We start from the raw sequence: 16304 nt of genomic DNA on the forward strand, positions 1-16304 counted from the left end.
TCGGCGCCGCCTACCCTGGTAGGCACGTCGGTCAGCAGTTCAGGGAGGCTACGAAGTGCAGATCACCAGCGTCGGACACGCCGGGTTCCACATCCAGACCGAAGCGGGATCGATCCTGTGCGACCCGTGGGTGACACCCGCGTACTTCGCGTCGTGGGTTCCGTTCCCCGACAACACCGGCCTCGACTGGGACACCCTCGGGAACGTCGACTACCTGTACGTCTCGCACCTGCACAAGGACCATTTCGATCCGGACACGCTGCGCGATCACGTCCGCAAGGACGCGACGGTGCTGTTGCCGGACTATCCGGTGCCGGACCTGCGCCGCGAGCTCGAGTCGCTCGGGTTCACCAAGTTCGTGGAGACCACCGACTCGGTCAAACACCGGGTCCGCGCCGGTGAACTCGTCGCCGGGGACGACGCGCCTCTGGGCCCGGGCGAACTCGACATCATGATCATCGCGTTGCGGGCGCCCGCCGACGGCCCGATCGGCGACTCGGGTCTGGTGGTGGCCGACGGCACCACGACGGTGTTCAACATGAACGACGCGCGGCCGATCGACATGGATCCGATGCTCGACGCGTTCGGTCACATCGACATCCACCTGCTGCAGTACTCGGGTGCGATCTGGTACCCGATGGTGTACGACATCCCGAAGAGGACGAAGGCCAACTTCGGCAAGCAGAAGCGGCAGCGCGGCATGGACCGCTGCCGCAGCTACATCGAGCAGGTCGGGGCGACGTGGATCGTGCCGTCCGCCGGTCCGCCGGTGTTCCTCGACGACGATCTGCGTGATCTCAACGACGATCACGGCGACGAGGGCAACATCTTCCCCGACCAGATCGTGTTCCTCGAGCAGTTGCGCATCCACGGCCGCGACGGCGGGCTGCTGATGATCCCCGGATCGACGGTGGACCTGACGGGCAGCGACACGATGACCCTCACCCATCCGGTCCCCGACGAGCAGGTCGACGCGATCTTCACCGACAAGGCCGCGTACATCGAGGACATGGCACAGCGTTTCGCGCCGGTCATCGCTGCGCAGAAGGCGAAGTGGGCGCCCGCCGACGGCGAGCCGCTGCTGCCCGGACTGAAGGCGAAGTTCGAGCCGATCATGGCGCAGTCCGATCTGATCTGCGATGGCATCGGCTACCCGGTGGGTCTGGTGATGGGCGACGAGACCGTCGTCCTGGACTTTCCGAAGCGGATCGTGCGTGAGCCGATCGACGGTGAGGGCAAGTACCGCTACGGGTTCCGGATCGCGCCGGAACTGGTGCGCACCGTGCTGCGCGACGACGAACCCGACTGGGTGAACACGATCTTCCTGTCCACCCGGTTCACGGCCTGGCGGATCGGCGGCTACAACGAGTTCCTCTACACGTTCTTCAAGTGCCTCACGGACGAGCGCATCGCGTACGCCGACGGCTGGTTCGCCGAGGCCCACGACGATTCGGCGTCGATCGAACTGGGCGGCTACGAGATCCAGCGGCGGTGCCCGCACCTCAAGGCGGACCTGTCGAAGTTCGGTGTCGTGGACGGAACCACGCTGACCTGCAACCTGCACGGCTGGCAGTGGGATCTGGAGACGGGCCGGTGCAAGACGTCGAAGGGCCACGAGTTGCGCTGCAGCAAGATGTGACGACGACCTCCACGGATCGTGCGGTTCAGGCAGGTTAGGCTGACCTCCGTTGATTTCTCGACGAGAGGTCCGTTCGTGAAGCTCACCCGCCTGACGGCATCGCTGATTGCGGTCCCGCTGCTGTTCACCGCCGCGTGTTCCGGGTCGTCCGACTCGGACACATCGGCCGACTCCGCGTCCCCGGAGAACACCTCCGTCACCGTCGAGGACCAGTTCGGCGAGGTCACCGTCGAGGGCACCCCGGAGCGTGTCGTGACGCTGTCGGTCTCCGACAACGACGCGGCGCTCGCCGTGGGCGTCGTTCCCGTCGCGATGGCCCAGTCCGTCGTCAAGCCGGTCATGCCGTGGACGGAAGCCGCGATCGACGACCTCGGCGGCGAGGTACCCCCGCTGCTCGACTTCACCACCGACGTTCCCGTCGAGGAGATCGCCTCCTACGACCCCGATCTGATCCTCGCGACCGGGCTCGCCGTGGATGCGGGCCTGCACGAGCAGCTCGCCGCGATCGCGCCGACCCTGACCGCCGCGTCCGCGGACAGCGAGGACTCGTGGTCGCAGCAGGCGCAGCGCGTCGCCGACCTGTTCGGTGCGCGCGACGAGATCGACGCGCGGATCGACGCCGTCCAGAGCAACCTGGAGGCGGCTGCGCAGGAGCACCCGGAACTGCAGGGCGCGACGTACGTGGTGTCGCTGCTGCACTCCCCCGATCAGGCGGGCCTGCTGACCGGTCCGGATTCGGCGACCGCGCAGCTCCTCGCCGGTCTCGGGCTCGTTCCGTCCGAACCCACCGAGCAGTACGTCGCCGCGGGCAACGACAGCCAGCTCAGTCCCGAGAACTTCAACCTGCTCGAGGCGGACGTCCTCGTCGGATACTTCCCGAACGCCGCGCTCGCCGACGCGTACGCCGCGATGCCGGTGTTCACGTCGCTGAACGTCGTGCAGGGCGGCCATCACTACCTGCCCACCGACGAGGAGTGGCGGGCGTTCCGTTCCACGAGCCTGCTCAGCATGACGTGGCTCGGTGAGCAGCTCCCCGAGAAGATCGCGGCCGCCGTCCGCGGCGAGGCCTGAGCCGGGTGTCCGGGAACGCGGCGTCATCGAACACGGCGTCCTCGAGCACGGTGTCCGGTAACGCGGTCGCGCCGACGCCGTCGCCACGCGCGCGGAAGCCGGCACCCCACCTGTCGGTGCCCGTCCCCGCCGCGGCCGCCGCGGTGTCGCTCGCCGAGCGTTCCGCCGGACCCGTGTTCACCCGCGACGGTGACGGCTGGATCGCGACGTTCACCGCGCGCGACGACGAACTACCCCCGGCCACCACCGCCGTGTTCCTCGACGTCAACTGCGTCACCGACCGCAGCCTCCTCGACGAGGGCATGATGCGACGCGACACGGACGGGGGCGCGTGGATCGGATCGGTGCGGGTGCCCGCCGGGTGGCGCGGCGCCTACACGTTCGTCCCGACGGACACCCCCGTCACCGGCCCGGCCGACGGTGAGGACGCACGCGAATGGTGGATCGGGTTCCGTCGCAACGCGCTCGGCGACCGCGAGGGAGCCGCACCGGACGCACCCGAACAGCGGCTGTGCACCGGGCGGTCCCCCGAGGGTGTGCTGACGTCGGAAACCGTGGTGCTCGACGGCACCCCGCGGCGCGTCGGCACCTACGTGCCGCCACGGCCCGGTCGCGGGACCGTCCTGTTGTTCGACGGCGACCAGGTGCGCAAGCACCGCGTGCTCGCCGCGTTCGACGAGGTGGAGAACCCGCCCGCGCGGGTGGTCGTGGTCGATCACGTGTCCGCGGACGGGCACGACCGGAACGTGCGGGCGACGGACCTGACCGCGAATCCTCGGTTCCGTGACGAACTGCTCGCGTTCGTCGGCGGGCCGGTCGTCGTGTCGGGCTGTTCGTACGGCGGTCTGGCCTCGTTGTTCTTCGCACTGACCCGACCCGACGTGGTCGAGGGCGCCGCCTGCCTGTCGCCGTCCGTGTGGTGGCACGACGAGCAGGAGCGCGGTGTGCTGGACCTCGGCGACGCCGACGCGGGCGGTGAGGTGCCGCTGCTCGTGGAGGTCGGGGATCTCGAATGGATGATGGTCGCCGAGGTCACCGAGGCCTGCGAACGCCTGGGCGCGGCCGGGCATCCGGTGCAGTGCGGGACGTTCGCCGGTGGTCACGACTGGGTGCAGTGGCGGGAACGGGTCCCCGCATCGATCAGCCGTTTGCGGTCACGAGGGGCCTGATCGCGGGGACGACGAGCACGACGGCGCCGAGCGCGATCAGCGCGTAGGGCCAGGCGCTGCGGTCGACGGGGGCGTCCGCCGCCTGCGTCGCCTGTTCGTCCTGCCCACCGGATTGCGGAAGTGCATCGGTGGCGGTCCGCACGTTCTCGGTGATCGTCCTGACGACGTTGTCGACGGGACCGACTCCGTCGACGAGTTGGCCGGTGCCGTCGGTGAGGGCGCGACCACCGTCGTCGAGGAGAACCAGGCCGTCGAGGAGCTGCCTCGAGCCCTCGGCTGCCTGACTCATTCCGGCGACGAACTGGGCTTCGGGGTCGGTGAGTTCCCACGCGAGTTGCCGGGCGCCGTCGCGGAGCAGTTCCAGTTGGGCGAGGGTGTCCGGTCCGAGGCCCTCGGTGTTCAGGGTTTCGACGAGGCCGCCGATCGTGGCGGCGGCCTGCTGGGACACGGGGTCCGGCGAGAGCGCGAGGGTGCCGGCGACCGAGGTGAGCTGCCCGGTGACGTTGCCCTGCATCTCCCCGAAGCCGGTGAGCCGGGTGACGACCTCGTCGACGCCGCCGCTGACCTGCGAGGCACCGTCGCCGAGCAGGGCGACTCCACCGTCGAGCTGCCCGAGTCCGTCGGCGAGTTGCTGTCCACCTTCGCGGGCCTGCCCGAGCCCGTCGGACAGCTGTTGGGCACCGTCGTCGAGTTGTCGGCTGCCGTCGGTGAGTTGCCCCACACCGCCACCCAGAACGGACAACGGCAGGCTCGCCTGCTGCAGGCTGCTGCGGGCGTCACCGACGCCGTCACCGTCGGTGTCCTGCTGCGTCGCCACGACCTCCGTGACGGGTTCGTCGAGGTACGCGAAGGTCGCGCCGGTCGTGACGAGAGCGAGACCGGACACGGCGGTGAGCAGGGGAATCAGACGTGCACGCATGGCTGCCCACGCTAATCAATGCGACTGAGAATCCACTGAGGGGCAACGCGTCGAACCGGCGGTCGCGGGCAGCCACCGCACCGCCACGATTCCCACACCGAGCAGCAACACCGCGGTCGCGACCATCGACGCCCACAACGGAAACCACACCGACCCGAACGCGAACCCGGCATACACCGTGACCGACACCACCTCGCTGACGAGACCCACCAGGGAGGCGACGGTCGCGCGGGCCCGCCCCGACATCGTCTCCTGCACCCGCGCCTCCGCCACGATCGCCGCGTTGTGCAGTGCGCCGTAACCCACACCGATCGCGACGAACCCGAGCACCCCGGTCACCCCGACGGCGGTGACCCCACCGAGCACAGACCCCGCGGCGAGCGCGACCGCCCCCGTCACCACCACGCCACCGGCGGCCGCGCCTCCCATCGAGGCCGTCAGGCCCGCGGTCGCCGCACCGACCACCTGTCCGACGACCGTCAACGCGACGAGCAACGGCACGTGCTCGGTGGCGGCACCCCCCTCCCGTGCGAGCAGACCGAAGTACTCGTCCAACGCGAGGAACGCGAGGAGCGCAGCGGCGAGCAGCACCGCGCGACGCACCACCCGGTCGGTGCGCACCTCCCCGGTACCGGCGCGCACCGTCGCGACGTAGCGGGACACGAACGACCGCTCACCCGCGAACTCGTCGGCGTCCGCGGTACGCGGAGCCGACGGCAACGTCGCCACCAGCGCGGTGTTGGCGACGATCAGTGCGACCGATACCCATCCCACCAGCGCATAGCCACCGATGTCGTACAGCGGCGCCGCCGTCGTCGTCGCCACGAACACGCACACCATCTCGCCGGCGTTCGCGTACCCCATCGTCGCGGTGTAGCGATGTTCGGCGCCGAGCGCGGCGAGTTCGTCGTACACGAGCGCCTCGAACGTCCCCGACTTCAGTGATTCACCGACGCCCCACAGCGCGAATCCGGCGGCGAAACCCCAGTAGGTGGGCCACAGGATCCACAGCGCGAACGCGACGGCGACCAGAGCGCCGCTGCCGAACAGCAGCCCGCGACGCGACACCGTGTCGGCCCACGCGCCCGACGGAACCTCCGACACGAACGCGACGACCGACCAGATGACGAAGAGCGAGGAGATCGCGCCGGTGCTCAGCCCGTGGTCGGCGAACAGCAGCGCGTAGAGCCCGTAGAGCGGAACGAACTCACGGGTCGACGAATAGGCGACCGCGCGGGCGGTCAGCGAAGCGGCGGGGGACGATCAACATCGACGCATGTGTCCAGGTTCGCACACCGAAGTGTCGCGTGTCACGTGGTGGGCCTCGGTCCGATACGGTTGCGCTCTGTGAGCGAGCACAGCATTCCCGATCGGCAGCGCACCTACACCTGGGACGATCCGGCTCCGACGTCGGCGGCGAACCGCGACATGCGGGGCGTGGACTTCCTGCGCGGACTGATCGACGGCACCATCCCCCACCACCCCACGTCACGCACGCTCGGGTTCACCGTCACCGACGCCCGCGAAGGACTCGTGGAGGTGACGATGGAGGCCCGGGAATTCCACGCCAACGCCGTCGGCAGCGTGCACGGTGGTGTCCTCGCGACGATGTTCGACACGGCCATGGGTTTCGCGGTGGCGAGCACACTCGAACCGGGTGTCGGATATACGACGCTGGATCTGCAGGTGCGATACCTGCGACCGGTGCAACCCGGTCATCGCGTGCGGGTGCAGGGATTCTGCGAACACGCGGGTCGACGTACGGCCACGGCGCGGGGCGAGGCCCGCGACGACGAGGGCCGGCTGATCGCCACCGGCTCCACGACGTGCATGATCCTGCGCTGACCCCTCCGCTCGCTGTTTCGCGCTCCGCGCGACCGAGCGAATGTATCGCTCACTCGACTCGATGGAGCAAGCGGTACATTCGCTCGACCGGAGGCGGAGCCGACCGTCAGCCGACGGGCTCGAGCACCTCGCGGCCCACGAACGGGACGAGCGCCTCGGGCACCTTCACGGTGCCGTCGGCCTGCTGGTGGTTCTCGAGCAACGCGACGAGCCAGCGGGTGGTGGCGAGGGTGCCGTTGAGGGTCGCGGCGGTCTGCGGCTTGCCGTTCTCGTCGCGGAAGCGGACACCGAGGCGACGGGCCTGGAAGGTCGTGCAGTTCGATGTGGACGTCAACTCGCGGTAGCGCTGCTGGGTGGGCACCCAGGCTTCGCAGTCGAACTTGCGGGCCGCGGACGAACCGAGGTCGCCGCCGGCGACGTCGATGACGCGGTACGGCACGTCGATGGCGGCGAGCATCTCACGTTCCCACGCCAGCAGTCGCTGGTGCTCGGCCGCGGCGTCCTCCGGCTTGCAGTAGACGAACATCTCGACCTTGTCGAACTGGTGCACACGGATAATGCCGCGGGTGTCCTTGCCGTAGCTGCCGGCCTCGCGACGGAAGCACGACGACCAGCCCGCGTACCGCTTCGGGCCCTTCGACAGGTCGAGGATCTCACCCGAGTGGTATCCGGCGAGCGGTACCTCCGAGGTCCCCACGAGATACAGGTCGTCCTCCTCGAGCCGGTACACCTCGTCGGCGTGCTGACCGAGGAAGCCGGTGCCCTGCATGACCTCGGGGCGCACGAGGACCGGCGGGATCATCATGGTGAAGCCGTTGGCGGTGGCCTTCTGCGCCGCGAGCTGCAGCAGGCCGAGTTGCAGCAGCGCACCGTAGCCGGTGAGGAAGTAGAACCGGGCGCCCGACACCTTCGCGCCGCGCTCCATGTCGATCAGTCCGAGCGATTCACCGAGCGCGAGGTGGTCCTGCGGCTCGAAATCGAAGGTGGGCAGGTCGCCGACGGTGTCGAGGGTGACGAAGTCGTCCTCGCCGCCGGCGGGAGCACCGTCCTGCACGACATTGGAGATCGCCAGATGGGCGCGCTCGAGGGCGTCCTGCGCGGCGTTCTGCTCGGCCTCGAGTTCCTTCACCTTCGCGGCGAGTTCCTTCGCCCCGTCGAGCAGCGCGGGCCGCTCTTCCGGGGACGCCTTGCCGACCTTCTTGCCCAGTGCCTTCTGCTCGGCGCGGGCGTTGTCGCCGGCGAGCACCGCGGCGCGACGCGCGGCGTCCGCGTCGAGCAGTGCGTCGACGAGGCCGGGGTCTTCACCTCGGGTGCGCTGCGAGGCGCGAACGGTGTCGGGGTTCTCGCGGAGGAACTTGAGGTCGATCACGGAATCGAAGCCTACCGCTGCCAGAGTTGCAGGTAGTCGTCACGCCCGAACATGACGGCCGCGTCGGCCGCGGTGGGGTGTCCGCGCCGGGGGTCGGCGCCCGCGCCACTGAGGATCCGCACGACCTCTTCCTCGCCCTTGAAGACGGCGCCCGCGAGCGGCGACTGGCCGCGATCGTTGAGTCGGTCGACGTCCGCGCCGTGGTCGACGAGGACCTGCACCGCGACCGGATGCCCGTGGTAGGCGGCGAGCATGACGAGGGTGTCGCCGGTACCGTTCGTGAGGTTCACCGGAACCCCGGCGTCGAGGTACGCGGCGAGGGTGTCGGCGTCGCCCGCGCGGGCGGCGTCGAACACGCGCTGGGCGATGTCCTGGATGCGCGGATCGATCCCGGTGCCGGGATCGCTCGGGTCGTCGGCCATGAACCGACGTTACCGTGCACGCGCCGGGCCGGGCATGATGGACAGCGATGGTCGAAGAGAAGAAGCAGCATCCGAAACGCCGCCCCCCGTCGGCGCGACTGACTCGCCGGTCGTTGGCGTTCGTCGCCGCGGGCGCGGTCCTCGCCGCGGTGGCGACGTTCGTCGTCGCCGGATTCCAGGGCGCCGACGACAACGGCGGCGGCGCGGGCAGCGTCGTCACGACGGGTGCGGTGGCCGGGGAGGCATTCGGCACGGCGACCGGCGGCGACTGCCTGACGTGGACGGCGCTCGACGCGAGTGATCTCGCGAAGGTGGACTGCGAGCAGAGCCACCTGTTCGAGGTGGTGGCCGACATCGATCTGAGCGTGTTCCCCGGTGCGGAGTGGGGACCGGGAACGCGATTCCCGTCGGTGTCGCGGTTCACGCAGTTGCGCGACGAGCAGTGCGCGCCGGCGGCGATGGACTATCTGGGCGGTCGGTTCGATCCGCACGGCAAGTTCAGCGTGGGCCTGATCAATCCGGGTGAGGCGGGATGGGCGGCCGGTGAACGTACCCTGCGGTGCGGGCTGCAGTTCTCGTCGACCACCGGAAATCTGCTGCCCATCGAGGGGCGGGTCGCCGATCAGGATCAGTCGCGGGCGTGGGATCCGGGTGTGTGCATCGGCATCAACAACGGGGTGCCCGCCGATCCGGTGGACTGCGCGAAACCGCACGCGTTCGAGGTGGCGGCGGTGGTGGACCTGTCGGAACGGTTCCCCGATGCGCTGCCGAGCATCGAGGATCAGGACGCTTTCCTCGAGGAGACGTGCACGGCGCGGGTCGACGAGTTCCTCGGTGATCCGGAGGCGCTGCGCAACAAGACGTTGACGCTGTTCTGGGACAATCTGAACTTCGACAGCTGGTTGGCGGGTAGTCGCAAGGTGAACTGTTCGATCGGCACGCAGGTCGAAGGTGGTGGTTTCGCCGCGATCACCGGCAGCGCCAAGGGCGACATCCTCATCGACGGTCAGCCGCCGGTGCCGCCGCCGGACGACAACGGCCGGCTGTTGCCGACGCCGCTGCCGGGTGCCGCTCCCCTGCCCGGAGGCTGATGTGGCCGTGTCGATGGGAGAGGACCGTTTCGACGAACTCGTGATGGATGCGCTCGATTCGATTCCGCCACAGCTGGCACGGGCGATCGACAATGTGGTGGTGCTCGTCGAACCGCGGCACGAGGAGGAACCCGATCTGCTGGGCCTCTACCAGGGGATCGCGTTGACCGAGCGCGACAGCCACTATGCGGGGTCGTTGCCGGACACCATCACGATCTACCGGGACGCGATCCTCGACATCTGTGACACCGACGACGACGTGGTGCACGAGGTGGCGGTCACCGTGGTGCACGAGATCGCGCACTATTTCGGCATCGAAGAGGAGCGCCTGCACCAGCTGGGCTGGGGCTAGGCGCTCCGTCGCTGCACCCGCCGTGAGCGGGCCGAGGTGCGTGGTATCGGTCGGGGTGCTACGAGCGGGTCGGGGTGTTGCGCTCGACCTCGGTCTCCTTCGAGCCGCCGAACTGCAGGAAGTGCGGGGCGAAGGTCGACACGACCACGAGCAGCAGGCAGCCGATGGTGACCATCGCGACGGTGAGCCACACGACGATGACGCCGAACAGTTCCAACATTTCCCGTTACCTCCGTGGTCGACGCGGCGCCGCACCGGCACCCCGCCAACCTTAACCGGACGATGCGCCGTGAAGCCCGCCACCCCCGGCTGGGTTTACAAAATGAAGCCAGGGATCGTAGGCTCGGCATCAGTAGGGAACCCGCATCCGTCCACCCCAGACCACCGGGAGAATCCATGAGCCTGCCCCCCGCCTTGAAGGACCGCCTGCGTCTGCCGCTCGTGGCATCGCCGATGTTCATCGTCTCGAATCCCGACCTCGTCATCGCCCAGTGCACGTCGGGGATCGTCGGATCGTTCCCGTCGCTCAACGCCCGACCACACGCGCAACTGCGGGACTGGCTGACCCAGATCACCGAAGCGCTCGCCAAGCACGACGCGAACAACCCGGATTCCCCGTCGGCGCCGTACGCGGTGAACCTGATCGTGCATCGTTCCAACGACCGACTCGAAGCCGACCTCGCGACCGTCGTCGAGTTCGAGGTGCCGATCGTCATCACGTCGCTCGGCGCCCGCACCGACGTGTACGAGGCGGTCCACTCGTACGGCGGGATCGTGCTGCACGACATCGTCGACGACCGGTTCGCGCGCAAGGCGATCGAGAAGGGCGCCGACGGACTGATCGCGGTCGCGGCGGGCGCCGGTGGTCACGCCGGTACCCAGTCGCCGTTCGCGCTGCTGCAGGAGATCCGCACCTGGTTCGACGGCCCGCTGCTGCTGTCCGGGTCCATCGCGACGGGCGACGCCGTGCTCGCCGCGCAGGCGGCCGGCGCCGATCTCGCGTACGCGGGTTCGGTGTTCATCGCCACCGACGAGGCCAACGCCGACGACCGCTACAAGCAGATGATCGTCGACTCGACCGCGTCGGACATCGTGTACTCGAACCTGTTCACCGGCGTCCACGGCAACTACCTGCGCGGCAGCATCGTCGCGGCGGGGCTGGACCCCGACGATCTCGCCGAGTCCGATCCGTCGGCGATGAACTTCGGTTCGAACCGCGACTCCTCCGCGAAGGCGTGGCGCGACATCTGGGGCGCCGGCCAGGGCGTCGGTGCGGTCGACGCCGTCGTACCGGCGAAGGACGTCGTCGCGCGCCTGGCGGCCGAGTACGCGGCCGCGCGGGAGCGACTGTCGCTGTGATCGGCGGTGGGCCGGTCACCGCCCGTTGCGGACGGTGACCGGCTCACTCGCTCCGGCTCCCCACGGTCGGCCGTGGTGCGTGAGCTCCGTATCCGACCACCCGCAGCGCGATGTCGACGTACCGCTCGGCGACCGACGCGGGCGTCAACGGACCGTCGCGCTGATACCAGCGGGCGATGGACTGCAGCATCCCGAGCAGGGCGCGAACACTCTCGTCGACATCGTCGACGTCGAACACGCCGTGCTCGACCCCGTCGCGGACGAGATCGAGCATGATCAGTTCGAGCCGTTTGCGGTTGGCGACGTACGTCGCGCGGTTCTCCGGCGAGACGTGCCGCAGTTCGGAATCCAGACCCGAGCGCTTGGCCCGGTGCGTCATGTTGAGCACGATCGCCTCGACCGCATTGCCGAATCGGGCAACGGGGTCGGCGCCGCCGTCCGTGACCGCCGCGAGAACGCGGTCGATCAGGTCGAGGACGGCGGCGTCGAGCAGCGTGACGAGAACGGCTTCCTTGTTCTCGTAGTGGTAGTACAGCGCCGGCACCGTCACGCCCACCCGGCGCGCCAGGTCGCGGACGCTGGTGCCGTGGAATCCGTTCTCGCTGAACGCTTCCAGGGCCTGCTCGAGGATGGGGTCGTACCGCAGCGGCGCGAACACCCGCCAGTCGCCGGGCGCGGCGTCGGCACGCGCGGTCATCGCCCCTCCTCTCCCCGCACCGATGTCGGTCAGCGCGGTGCCATGCGGATCGCGCCGTCGAGACGGATCACCTCGCCGTTGAGCATCGGGTTGGACACGATGTGTGCGGCGAGTGCGCCGTACTCGGCCGGATCACCGAGGCGCGAGGGGTGCGGAACCTGCCCACCGAGGGACTTCTGCGCTTCCTCCGGCAGCGATCCGAGCAGCGGGGTCTTGAACAGGCCGGGCGCGATGGTCACGACGCGGATCAGCAGCGACGCGAGGTCGCGGGCGATCGGCAGGGTCATGCCGACGACACCGCCCTTGGAGGCCGAGTACGCGGCCTGGCCGATCTGACCGTCGAACGCCGCCACCGAGGCGGTGTTGATGATGACGCCGCGCTCACCGTCGATCGGCTCGGTCTTCGCGATGCGCTCGGCGGCGAGGCGGATGACGTTGAACGTGCCGAACAGGTTGACGTTCACGACCTTCTTGAAGTCGTCGAACGGGAATGCGCCCTTCTTGCTGACGGTCTTGACGGCGTTGCCGATGCCCGCGCAGTTCACGGCGACGCGCAGCGGGCCCAGGGATTCGGCGAGATCGAGCGCCTCGGTGACGGCCGCCTCGTCGGTGACGTCGGCGGCCGCGAACCGCACGCGATCGCCGAGTTCCTTGGCGATCGTCTCACCGTTCGAGGACGGCAGGTCGATGATGACGACGGTGGCGCCGTCGTCCACGAGAGCCTTGACGGTGGCCAGGCCCAGACCGGAGGCGCCTCCGGTGACGACGGCGACGCTGTCGTTGACGATCATGAATGTTCCCTTCGGATCACGGTGTGTATCGGATTGTGTCGGCGGCGGATACCGCACGGCCGGAGTGTCTCAGCGGCCCTTCCAGACCGGTTCGCGCTTCTCGGCGAAGGCGCGGGGTCCTTCCATCGCGTCTTCGCTTCCGAAGACGACCTTCAACGCCTCGGCGTTGTCGGCCCACGGCGCGTCGTCCCACGCCGACGAGTTCGCGGTGCGGTGGATCATCGCCTTCGAATGCCGCACGGACAGCGGAGCATTGGCGGCGATCGTCTCGGCGAGTTCGAGTGCGACGTCGAGTGCCGTCCCGGCGGGGGCGACGCGGTTGACCAGACCCAGCTCCTTGCCCTGCGCGGCGGAGAGGGGTTCGCCGGTGAGCGCGATCTCGAGGGCGACCTTGAGTGGAACCTGCTGCTGGATGCGGATGACGCCGCCGGCAGCGGCGAAGAGTCCGCGCTTGACCTCGGGCAGACCGAGTTTCGCCTCCTCGTCGACGACCGCGAGGTCGCTGGCGAGCACGATCTCGGTTCCGCCACCGAGCGCGAAGCCGTTGACCGCGGCGATCGTCGGCTTGCCGACCCAGTGCCGGACGTATCCGGCGAAGCCCCATTCCGGATGCCCCTGGGCGGAGGTGTCCTCCCCCGCCGCGATGGCCTTGAGGTCGGCGCCGGCGCAGAATGCGCGTCCGGTGCCGGTGAGCACGACGACCCTCACCTCGTCGTCGTTCTCGGCCTGCTCGAGGTGGTTGCCGAGCGCGGTCGAGAGCGCACCGTTGACGGCGTTGAGCGCCTTCGGCCGGTTGAGGGTGATGATCGCAACGCCGCCGCGCTTCTCGTACAGTGCGGCAGGTTCTACAGTCGTCTCGTCGGCCATGGTGCCCCTCACGGTGTGTCCGTCGTTACTTATCGATCGCTAAAGGACTACCAGAGAACCGGGGCACGGTCAACGGTCTCCGACGGTGGCGTCCATTCCGTTTCGTCTGGTAAGGATTTTCATACGATTTCGACACCGCCGACGTTTCGGTCCAGGAGAGTCATGCAGGCAGCGCAACTGATGGAGAACACGGGCCCCGACGGCGTGCGCGCCACCGAGATCCCCGAACCGGAATCCGACGGCACCGGCGTCGTCGTCGACCTCGACGCCGCCGGGGTGTCGTTCCCCGACCTCCTGCAGACCACCGGCGCCTACCAGGTGGTGCGCTCCCTGCCGTGCGTTCTCGGCACCGAAGGTGCCGGAATCGTCCGCTCCGCACCCGACGGCAGCGGTGTCGCAGCCGGACAACGCGTCGCGGTACTCGCCGCCGACGGATCGTGGCAGCAGACCGTCGTCGTCGGCCCCGAGTCCGTGTTCCCGCTGCCGGACTCGGTGTCGTCGACCGCCGGCGCCGGACTGCTCCTGAACTACCTCACCGTGCACTTCGCCCTCGACGAACGCGCCCGCTACCGCACCGGCGACACCGTCCTCGTCCACGGTGCCGCGGGCGGGGTCGGTGTCGCCGCCCTGCAACTCTGCGCGGCACTCGGCCTCGAGACCGTCGCGGTCGTCAGCACCGAGGCGAAAGCCGAAGTGGCGCGCGCGAACCGCGCGACCCACGTCGTGTTCGCCGAAAGCTTCAAGCAACAGACCCTCGAGGTCACCGACGGCCGCGGCGTCGACATCGTCCTCGACCCGGTCGGCGGCGACCGCTTCACCGACAGCCTCCGCAGCCTCGCTCCCGGCGGCCGCGTCGTGGTCCTCGGGTTCACCGGCGGCGAGATCCCCACTGTGAAGGTCAATCGCCTGCTCCTGAAAAACATCTCGGTGGTCGGCGCCGGATGGGGCGAGTTCATCCGGCGCGACCCCGGCTACCCACGCCGCCAGTGGGACGTCCTCGCACCGCTGCTGCACTCCGGTGCACTGCAGGTCCCCGAACCCACCGTCTACCCTCTCGCCGACGCCGCGGCCGCCCTGACATCCCTCGGAACCCGAACCGCGACAGGCAAAGTCGCGCTCTCGCTCCGACCCTGAACCCCCACCGACGGAGAGATCACCATGAGCACCGATCACGAACCGGGCGTCGACGTCACCGTCGAGAACGGCACCTTGCGCGTCACCATCAACCGTCCCGACCGCATGAACGCCGTGAAAGCCGAGACCCTCGACGCCGTCGCCGACGCCTTCGACAAGTACACCGGCGACGAGACGATCCGCGTCGCGATCGTCGGCGGTGCGGGCGGGCGGGCATTCTGCTCGGGCGCCGACATCGTCGGACGCGACCTGTCGGGTCCGCCGAGCACCGACACCCTCGACGCCGCCAACCGTGTCGCCACCACCGTCCGGGACTTCCCGCGACCGGTGATCGCCGCGGTGAACGGCGCCGCCGCCGGGGTCGGGGTGTCGCTGGCGCTGGCCTGCGACCTGACCGTCGCATCCGAGTCGTCGTACTTCCTGCTCGCCTTCACCCGCATCGGACTGATGCCGGACGGCGGCGCGACCGCGCTGGTCGCGGCGTCGGTCGGTCGGGCCCGCGCGATGAGAATGGCATTGCTCGCCGAGCGACTGCCCGCCGCCGAGGCGCTGGCCGCGGGACTGATCGCCGACGTCTACGCCGACGACGACTTCGACGCCCGCGTCGACGAACTCGCCGCGCGTCTCGCCGGCGGCCCGGTCGATGCCTACGCCGCCACGAAGCACGCGATCAACGCCACCACGCTCACCGAACTCGACGGTGCGCTCGGTCGCGAGTTCGACGGGCAGATGCAGTTGCTCGCCGGCCCCGACTTCCGCGAGGGCGTTCGCGCGTTCGAGCAGAAGCGGAAGGCCGATTTCCGGAACCGGTGACGCGCGCCGTCACGCCGGGGGCGCCACCCCGACCACCTTCGAGGTGATCGCGACGTACTTGCGCGCGACCTCCTGCGGGCTGAGGGTGCCCTCCGCGTGGTACCAGCGCGGGATCGACTGGCACATGCCCAGCAGCGCCCGGGTGATCTCGGCCGGATCCTCCACGTCGAAGACGCCCGCGTCGACACCGTCCCGGATGATCCCCCGGACGATCTGCTCGATCCCCTTGCGGACCGCGCGGTAGCGCTGCCGGTTCTCCGGGCTCAGATAGCGGGCCTCCCCCTCGATCGCCGCGAGTCGCGCACGCATCGTCATACGCAGCACGATCGCCTCGATGACGTTGGACAGCCGCCGCACGGGATCGTCGCCGCCGTCGGCGTCGGCGGCGTTCACCCGCTGCAGTACGTCGCTCGTCGACAGCTCGAGCAGCGCGATGAGCAGGCCTTCTTTGTTCTCGTGGTGGTAGTACAGCGCGGGAACGGTGACGCCGACACGGCGCGCGATGGCACGCACCGAGGTGCCGTGGAAGCCGGTTTCGTAGAAGGCCTCGAGGCTCGCCGCGAGGATGGGGCTGAGCTCCATCGGCTCGAGGGTCCGCCAGTCCGGCGCGGGCACTCCCTCCGCGACGGTGTCATCGGTGGGACTCCCCATGTACTCATCCACCTATCGATCGCTACATCCGGACCGGTAGAGGATACCCGTGCGTCGCGGGCATCGTGCCGCCACGGGTGTGACCACCCCCGACGGGCGACCGACACCCCTGCCG

18 protein-coding genes are annotated in these 16304 nt (G+C 69.3%); 9 read left to right on the forward strand and 9 right to left on the reverse strand.

The features are described from left to right. Positions 1–55: 55 nt before the first annotated feature. The 3 genes from LDQ05_RS05150 (at position 56) to LDQ05_RS05160 (ending at position 3879) form a co-directional block, all read left to right on the forward strand. The gene (locus tag LDQ05_RS05150; protein ID WP_226435817.1) at positions 56–1639 is read left to right on the forward strand and encodes a Rieske 2Fe-2S domain-containing protein; all 1584 of its coding nucleotides are present in this window, start codon (positions 56–58) and stop codon (positions 1637–1639) included. A 75-nt stretch (positions 1640–1714) separates the two neighbouring features. Continuing rightward, positions 1715–2710: an ABC transporter substrate-binding protein gene (locus tag LDQ05_RS05155; RefSeq protein ID WP_226435818.1), complete on the forward strand. Its 996-nt coding sequence runs from the start codon at positions 1715–1717 to the stop codon at positions 2708–2710. Positions 2711–2826: 116 nt separating this feature from the next. Further along, positions 2827–3879, forward strand: coding sequence for an alpha/beta hydrolase-fold protein (locus LDQ05_RS05160; protein WP_226435819.1), 1053 nt, complete (start codon positions 2827–2829; stop codon positions 3877–3879). On the opposite strand, the gene LDQ05_RS05165 is transcribed toward LDQ05_RS05160, so the two are convergent. Both LDQ05_RS05165 and LDQ05_RS05170 read right to left on the reverse strand, forming a co-directional pair. Next, positions 3851–4798 carry a hypothetical protein gene (locus LDQ05_RS05165; protein ID WP_226435820.1) on the reverse strand — a complete coding sequence of 316 codons (948 nt, stop codon included), beginning with the start codon at positions 4796–4798 and terminating at the stop codon, positions 3851–3853. The two genes, LDQ05_RS05160 and LDQ05_RS05165, sit on opposite strands and share 29 nt — an antisense overlap. 15 nt (positions 4799–4813) lie before the next feature. Next, positions 4814–6043 carry an MFS transporter gene (locus tag LDQ05_RS05170; protein ID WP_226435855.1) on the reverse strand — a complete coding sequence of 410 codons (1230 nt, stop codon included), beginning with the start codon at positions 6041–6043 and terminating at the stop codon, positions 4814–4816. A gap of 183 nt (positions 6044–6226) precedes the next feature. Here LDQ05_RS05170 and LDQ05_RS05175 point away from each other — a divergent pair, with 183 nt between their 5' ends. Continuing rightward, entirely contained in the window at positions 6227–6643 is a 417-nt protein-coding gene (locus LDQ05_RS05175) for a PaaI family thioesterase (protein ID WP_264184471.1), read from the forward strand. Between the two features lie 106 nt (positions 6644–6749). On the opposite strand, the gene serS is transcribed toward LDQ05_RS05175, so the two are convergent. Then, entirely contained in the window at positions 6750–8012 is a 1263-nt protein-coding gene (serS, locus tag LDQ05_RS05180) for a serine--tRNA ligase (RefSeq protein ID WP_226435822.1), read from the reverse strand. 11 nt (positions 8013–8023) lie between these two features. Further along, positions 8024–8434 (reverse strand): ankyrin repeat domain-containing protein, encoded by a 411-nt coding sequence (locus LDQ05_RS05185; RefSeq protein ID WP_226435823.1) that lies wholly within the window; start codon positions 8432–8434, stop codon positions 8024–8026. 47 nt (positions 8435–8481) lie between these two features. On the opposite strand from LDQ05_RS05185, the gene LDQ05_RS05190 reads away from it, so the two are divergent. Beyond that, positions 8482–9525, forward strand: coding sequence for a septum formation family protein (locus LDQ05_RS05190; protein ID WP_226435824.1), 1044 nt, complete (start codon positions 8482–8484; stop codon positions 9523–9525). A 13-nt stretch (positions 9526–9538) separates the two neighbouring features. Next, positions 9539–9877, forward strand: coding sequence for a metallopeptidase family protein (locus LDQ05_RS05195; RefSeq protein ID WP_264184472.1), 339 nt, complete (start codon positions 9539–9541; stop codon positions 9875–9877). A gap of 58 nt (positions 9878–9935) precedes the next feature. On the opposite strand, the gene LDQ05_RS05200 is transcribed toward LDQ05_RS05195, so the two are convergent. Continuing rightward, on the reverse strand, positions 9936–10097 hold the full coding sequence (locus LDQ05_RS05200; RefSeq protein ID WP_226435826.1) for a hypothetical protein: 162 nt from the start codon (positions 10095–10097) through the stop codon (positions 9936–9938). Positions 10098–10273: 176 nt separating this feature from the next. On the opposite strand from LDQ05_RS05200, the gene LDQ05_RS05205 reads away from it, so the two are divergent. Further along, entirely contained in the window at positions 10274–11236 is a 963-nt protein-coding gene (locus LDQ05_RS05205; protein ID WP_226435827.1) for an NAD(P)H-dependent flavin oxidoreductase, read from the forward strand. A 43-nt stretch (positions 11237–11279) separates the two neighbouring features. Here the strand turns inward: LDQ05_RS05205 and LDQ05_RS05210 are convergent, their stop codons facing one another. From LDQ05_RS05210 to LDQ05_RS05220, 3 genes are all read right to left on the reverse strand, one after another. Then, the gene (locus LDQ05_RS05210) at positions 11280–11933 is read right to left on the reverse strand and encodes a TetR/AcrR family transcriptional regulator (RefSeq protein WP_226435828.1); all 654 of its coding nucleotides are present in this window, start codon (positions 11931–11933) and stop codon (positions 11280–11282) included. 29 nt (positions 11934–11962) lie between these two features. Then, positions 11963–12724 (reverse strand): 3-hydroxyacyl-CoA dehydrogenase, encoded by a 762-nt coding sequence (locus LDQ05_RS05215; protein WP_226435829.1) that lies wholly within the window; start codon positions 12722–12724, stop codon positions 11963–11965. Between the two features lie 69 nt (positions 12725–12793). Next, a complete protein-coding gene (locus LDQ05_RS05220; protein WP_226435856.1) occupies positions 12794–13591 on the reverse strand; it encodes a crotonase/enoyl-CoA hydratase family protein in 798 nt (265 codons plus the stop codon). A 162-nt stretch (positions 13592–13753) separates the two neighbouring features. On the opposite strand from LDQ05_RS05220, the gene LDQ05_RS05225 reads away from it, so the two are divergent. After that, positions 13754–14725: an NADPH:quinone oxidoreductase family protein gene (locus LDQ05_RS05225; protein ID WP_226435830.1), complete on the forward strand. Its 972-nt coding sequence runs from the start codon at positions 13754–13756 to the stop codon at positions 14723–14725. Positions 14726–14749: 24 nt separating this feature from the next. After that, entirely contained in the window at positions 14750–15538 is a 789-nt protein-coding gene (locus LDQ05_RS05230; RefSeq protein ID WP_226435831.1) for an enoyl-CoA hydratase, read from the forward strand. Between the two features lie 9 nt (positions 15539–15547). Here LDQ05_RS05230 and LDQ05_RS05235 read toward each other — a convergent pair whose 3' ends face one another. Next, entirely contained in the window at positions 15548–16189 is a 642-nt protein-coding gene (locus tag LDQ05_RS05235; RefSeq protein ID WP_226435832.1) for a TetR/AcrR family transcriptional regulator, read from the reverse strand. Positions 16190–16304 lie beyond the last annotated feature (115 nt).

Source organism: Rhodococcus yananensis (genome assembly GCF_020515525.1).
Classification (GTDB): domain Bacteria; phylum Actinomycetota; class Actinomycetes; order Mycobacteriales; family Mycobacteriaceae; genus Rhodococcus; species Rhodococcus yananensis.

Excerpts from the sequence above, each read along its gene's own strand:
- LDQ05_RS05165 (WP_226435820.1), bottom strand. The coding sequence starts at position 4,798 with ATGCGTGCACGTCTGATTCCCCTGCTCACCGCCGTGTCCGGTCTCGCT.
- LDQ05_RS05175 (WP_264184471.1), top strand. The coding sequence starts at position 6,227 with ATGCGGGGCGTGGACTTCCTGCGCGGACTGATCGACGGCACCATCCCC.
- LDQ05_RS05185 (WP_226435823.1), bottom strand. The coding sequence starts at position 8,434 with ATGGCCGACGACCCGAGCGATCCCGGCACCGGGATCGATCCGCGCATC.
- LDQ05_RS05190 (WP_226435824.1), top strand. The coding sequence starts at position 8,482 with ATGGTCGAAGAGAAGAAGCAGCATCCGAAACGCCGCCCCCCGTCGGCG.
- LDQ05_RS05195 (WP_264184472.1), top strand. The coding sequence starts at position 9,539 with ATGGGAGAGGACCGTTTCGACGAACTCGTGATGGATGCGCTCGATTCG.
- LDQ05_RS05200 (WP_226435826.1), bottom strand. The coding sequence starts at position 10,097 with ATGTTGGAACTGTTCGGCGTCATCGTCGTGTGGCTCACCGTCGCGATG.
- LDQ05_RS05205 (WP_226435827.1), top strand. The coding sequence starts at position 10,274 with ATGAGCCTGCCCCCCGCCTTGAAGGACCGCCTGCGTCTGCCGCTCGTG.
- LDQ05_RS05210 (WP_226435828.1), bottom strand. The coding sequence starts at position 11,933 with ATGACCGCGCGTGCCGACGCCGCGCCCGGCGACTGGCGGGTGTTCGCG.
- LDQ05_RS05215 (WP_226435829.1), bottom strand. The coding sequence starts at position 12,724 with ATGATCGTCAACGACAGCGTCGCCGTCGTCACCGGAGGCGCCTCCGGT.
- LDQ05_RS05220 (WP_226435856.1), bottom strand. The coding sequence starts at position 13,591 with ATGGCCGACGAGACGACTGTAGAACCTGCCGCACTGTACGAGAAGCGC.
- LDQ05_RS05225 (WP_226435830.1), top strand. The coding sequence starts at position 13,754 with ATGCAGGCAGCGCAACTGATGGAGAACACGGGCCCCGACGGCGTGCGC.
- LDQ05_RS05230 (WP_226435831.1), top strand. The coding sequence starts at position 14,750 with ATGAGCACCGATCACGAACCGGGCGTCGACGTCACCGTCGAGAACGGC.
- LDQ05_RS05235 (WP_226435832.1), bottom strand. The coding sequence starts at position 16,189 with ATGGGGAGTCCCACCGATGACACCGTCGCGGAGGGAGTGCCCGCGCCG.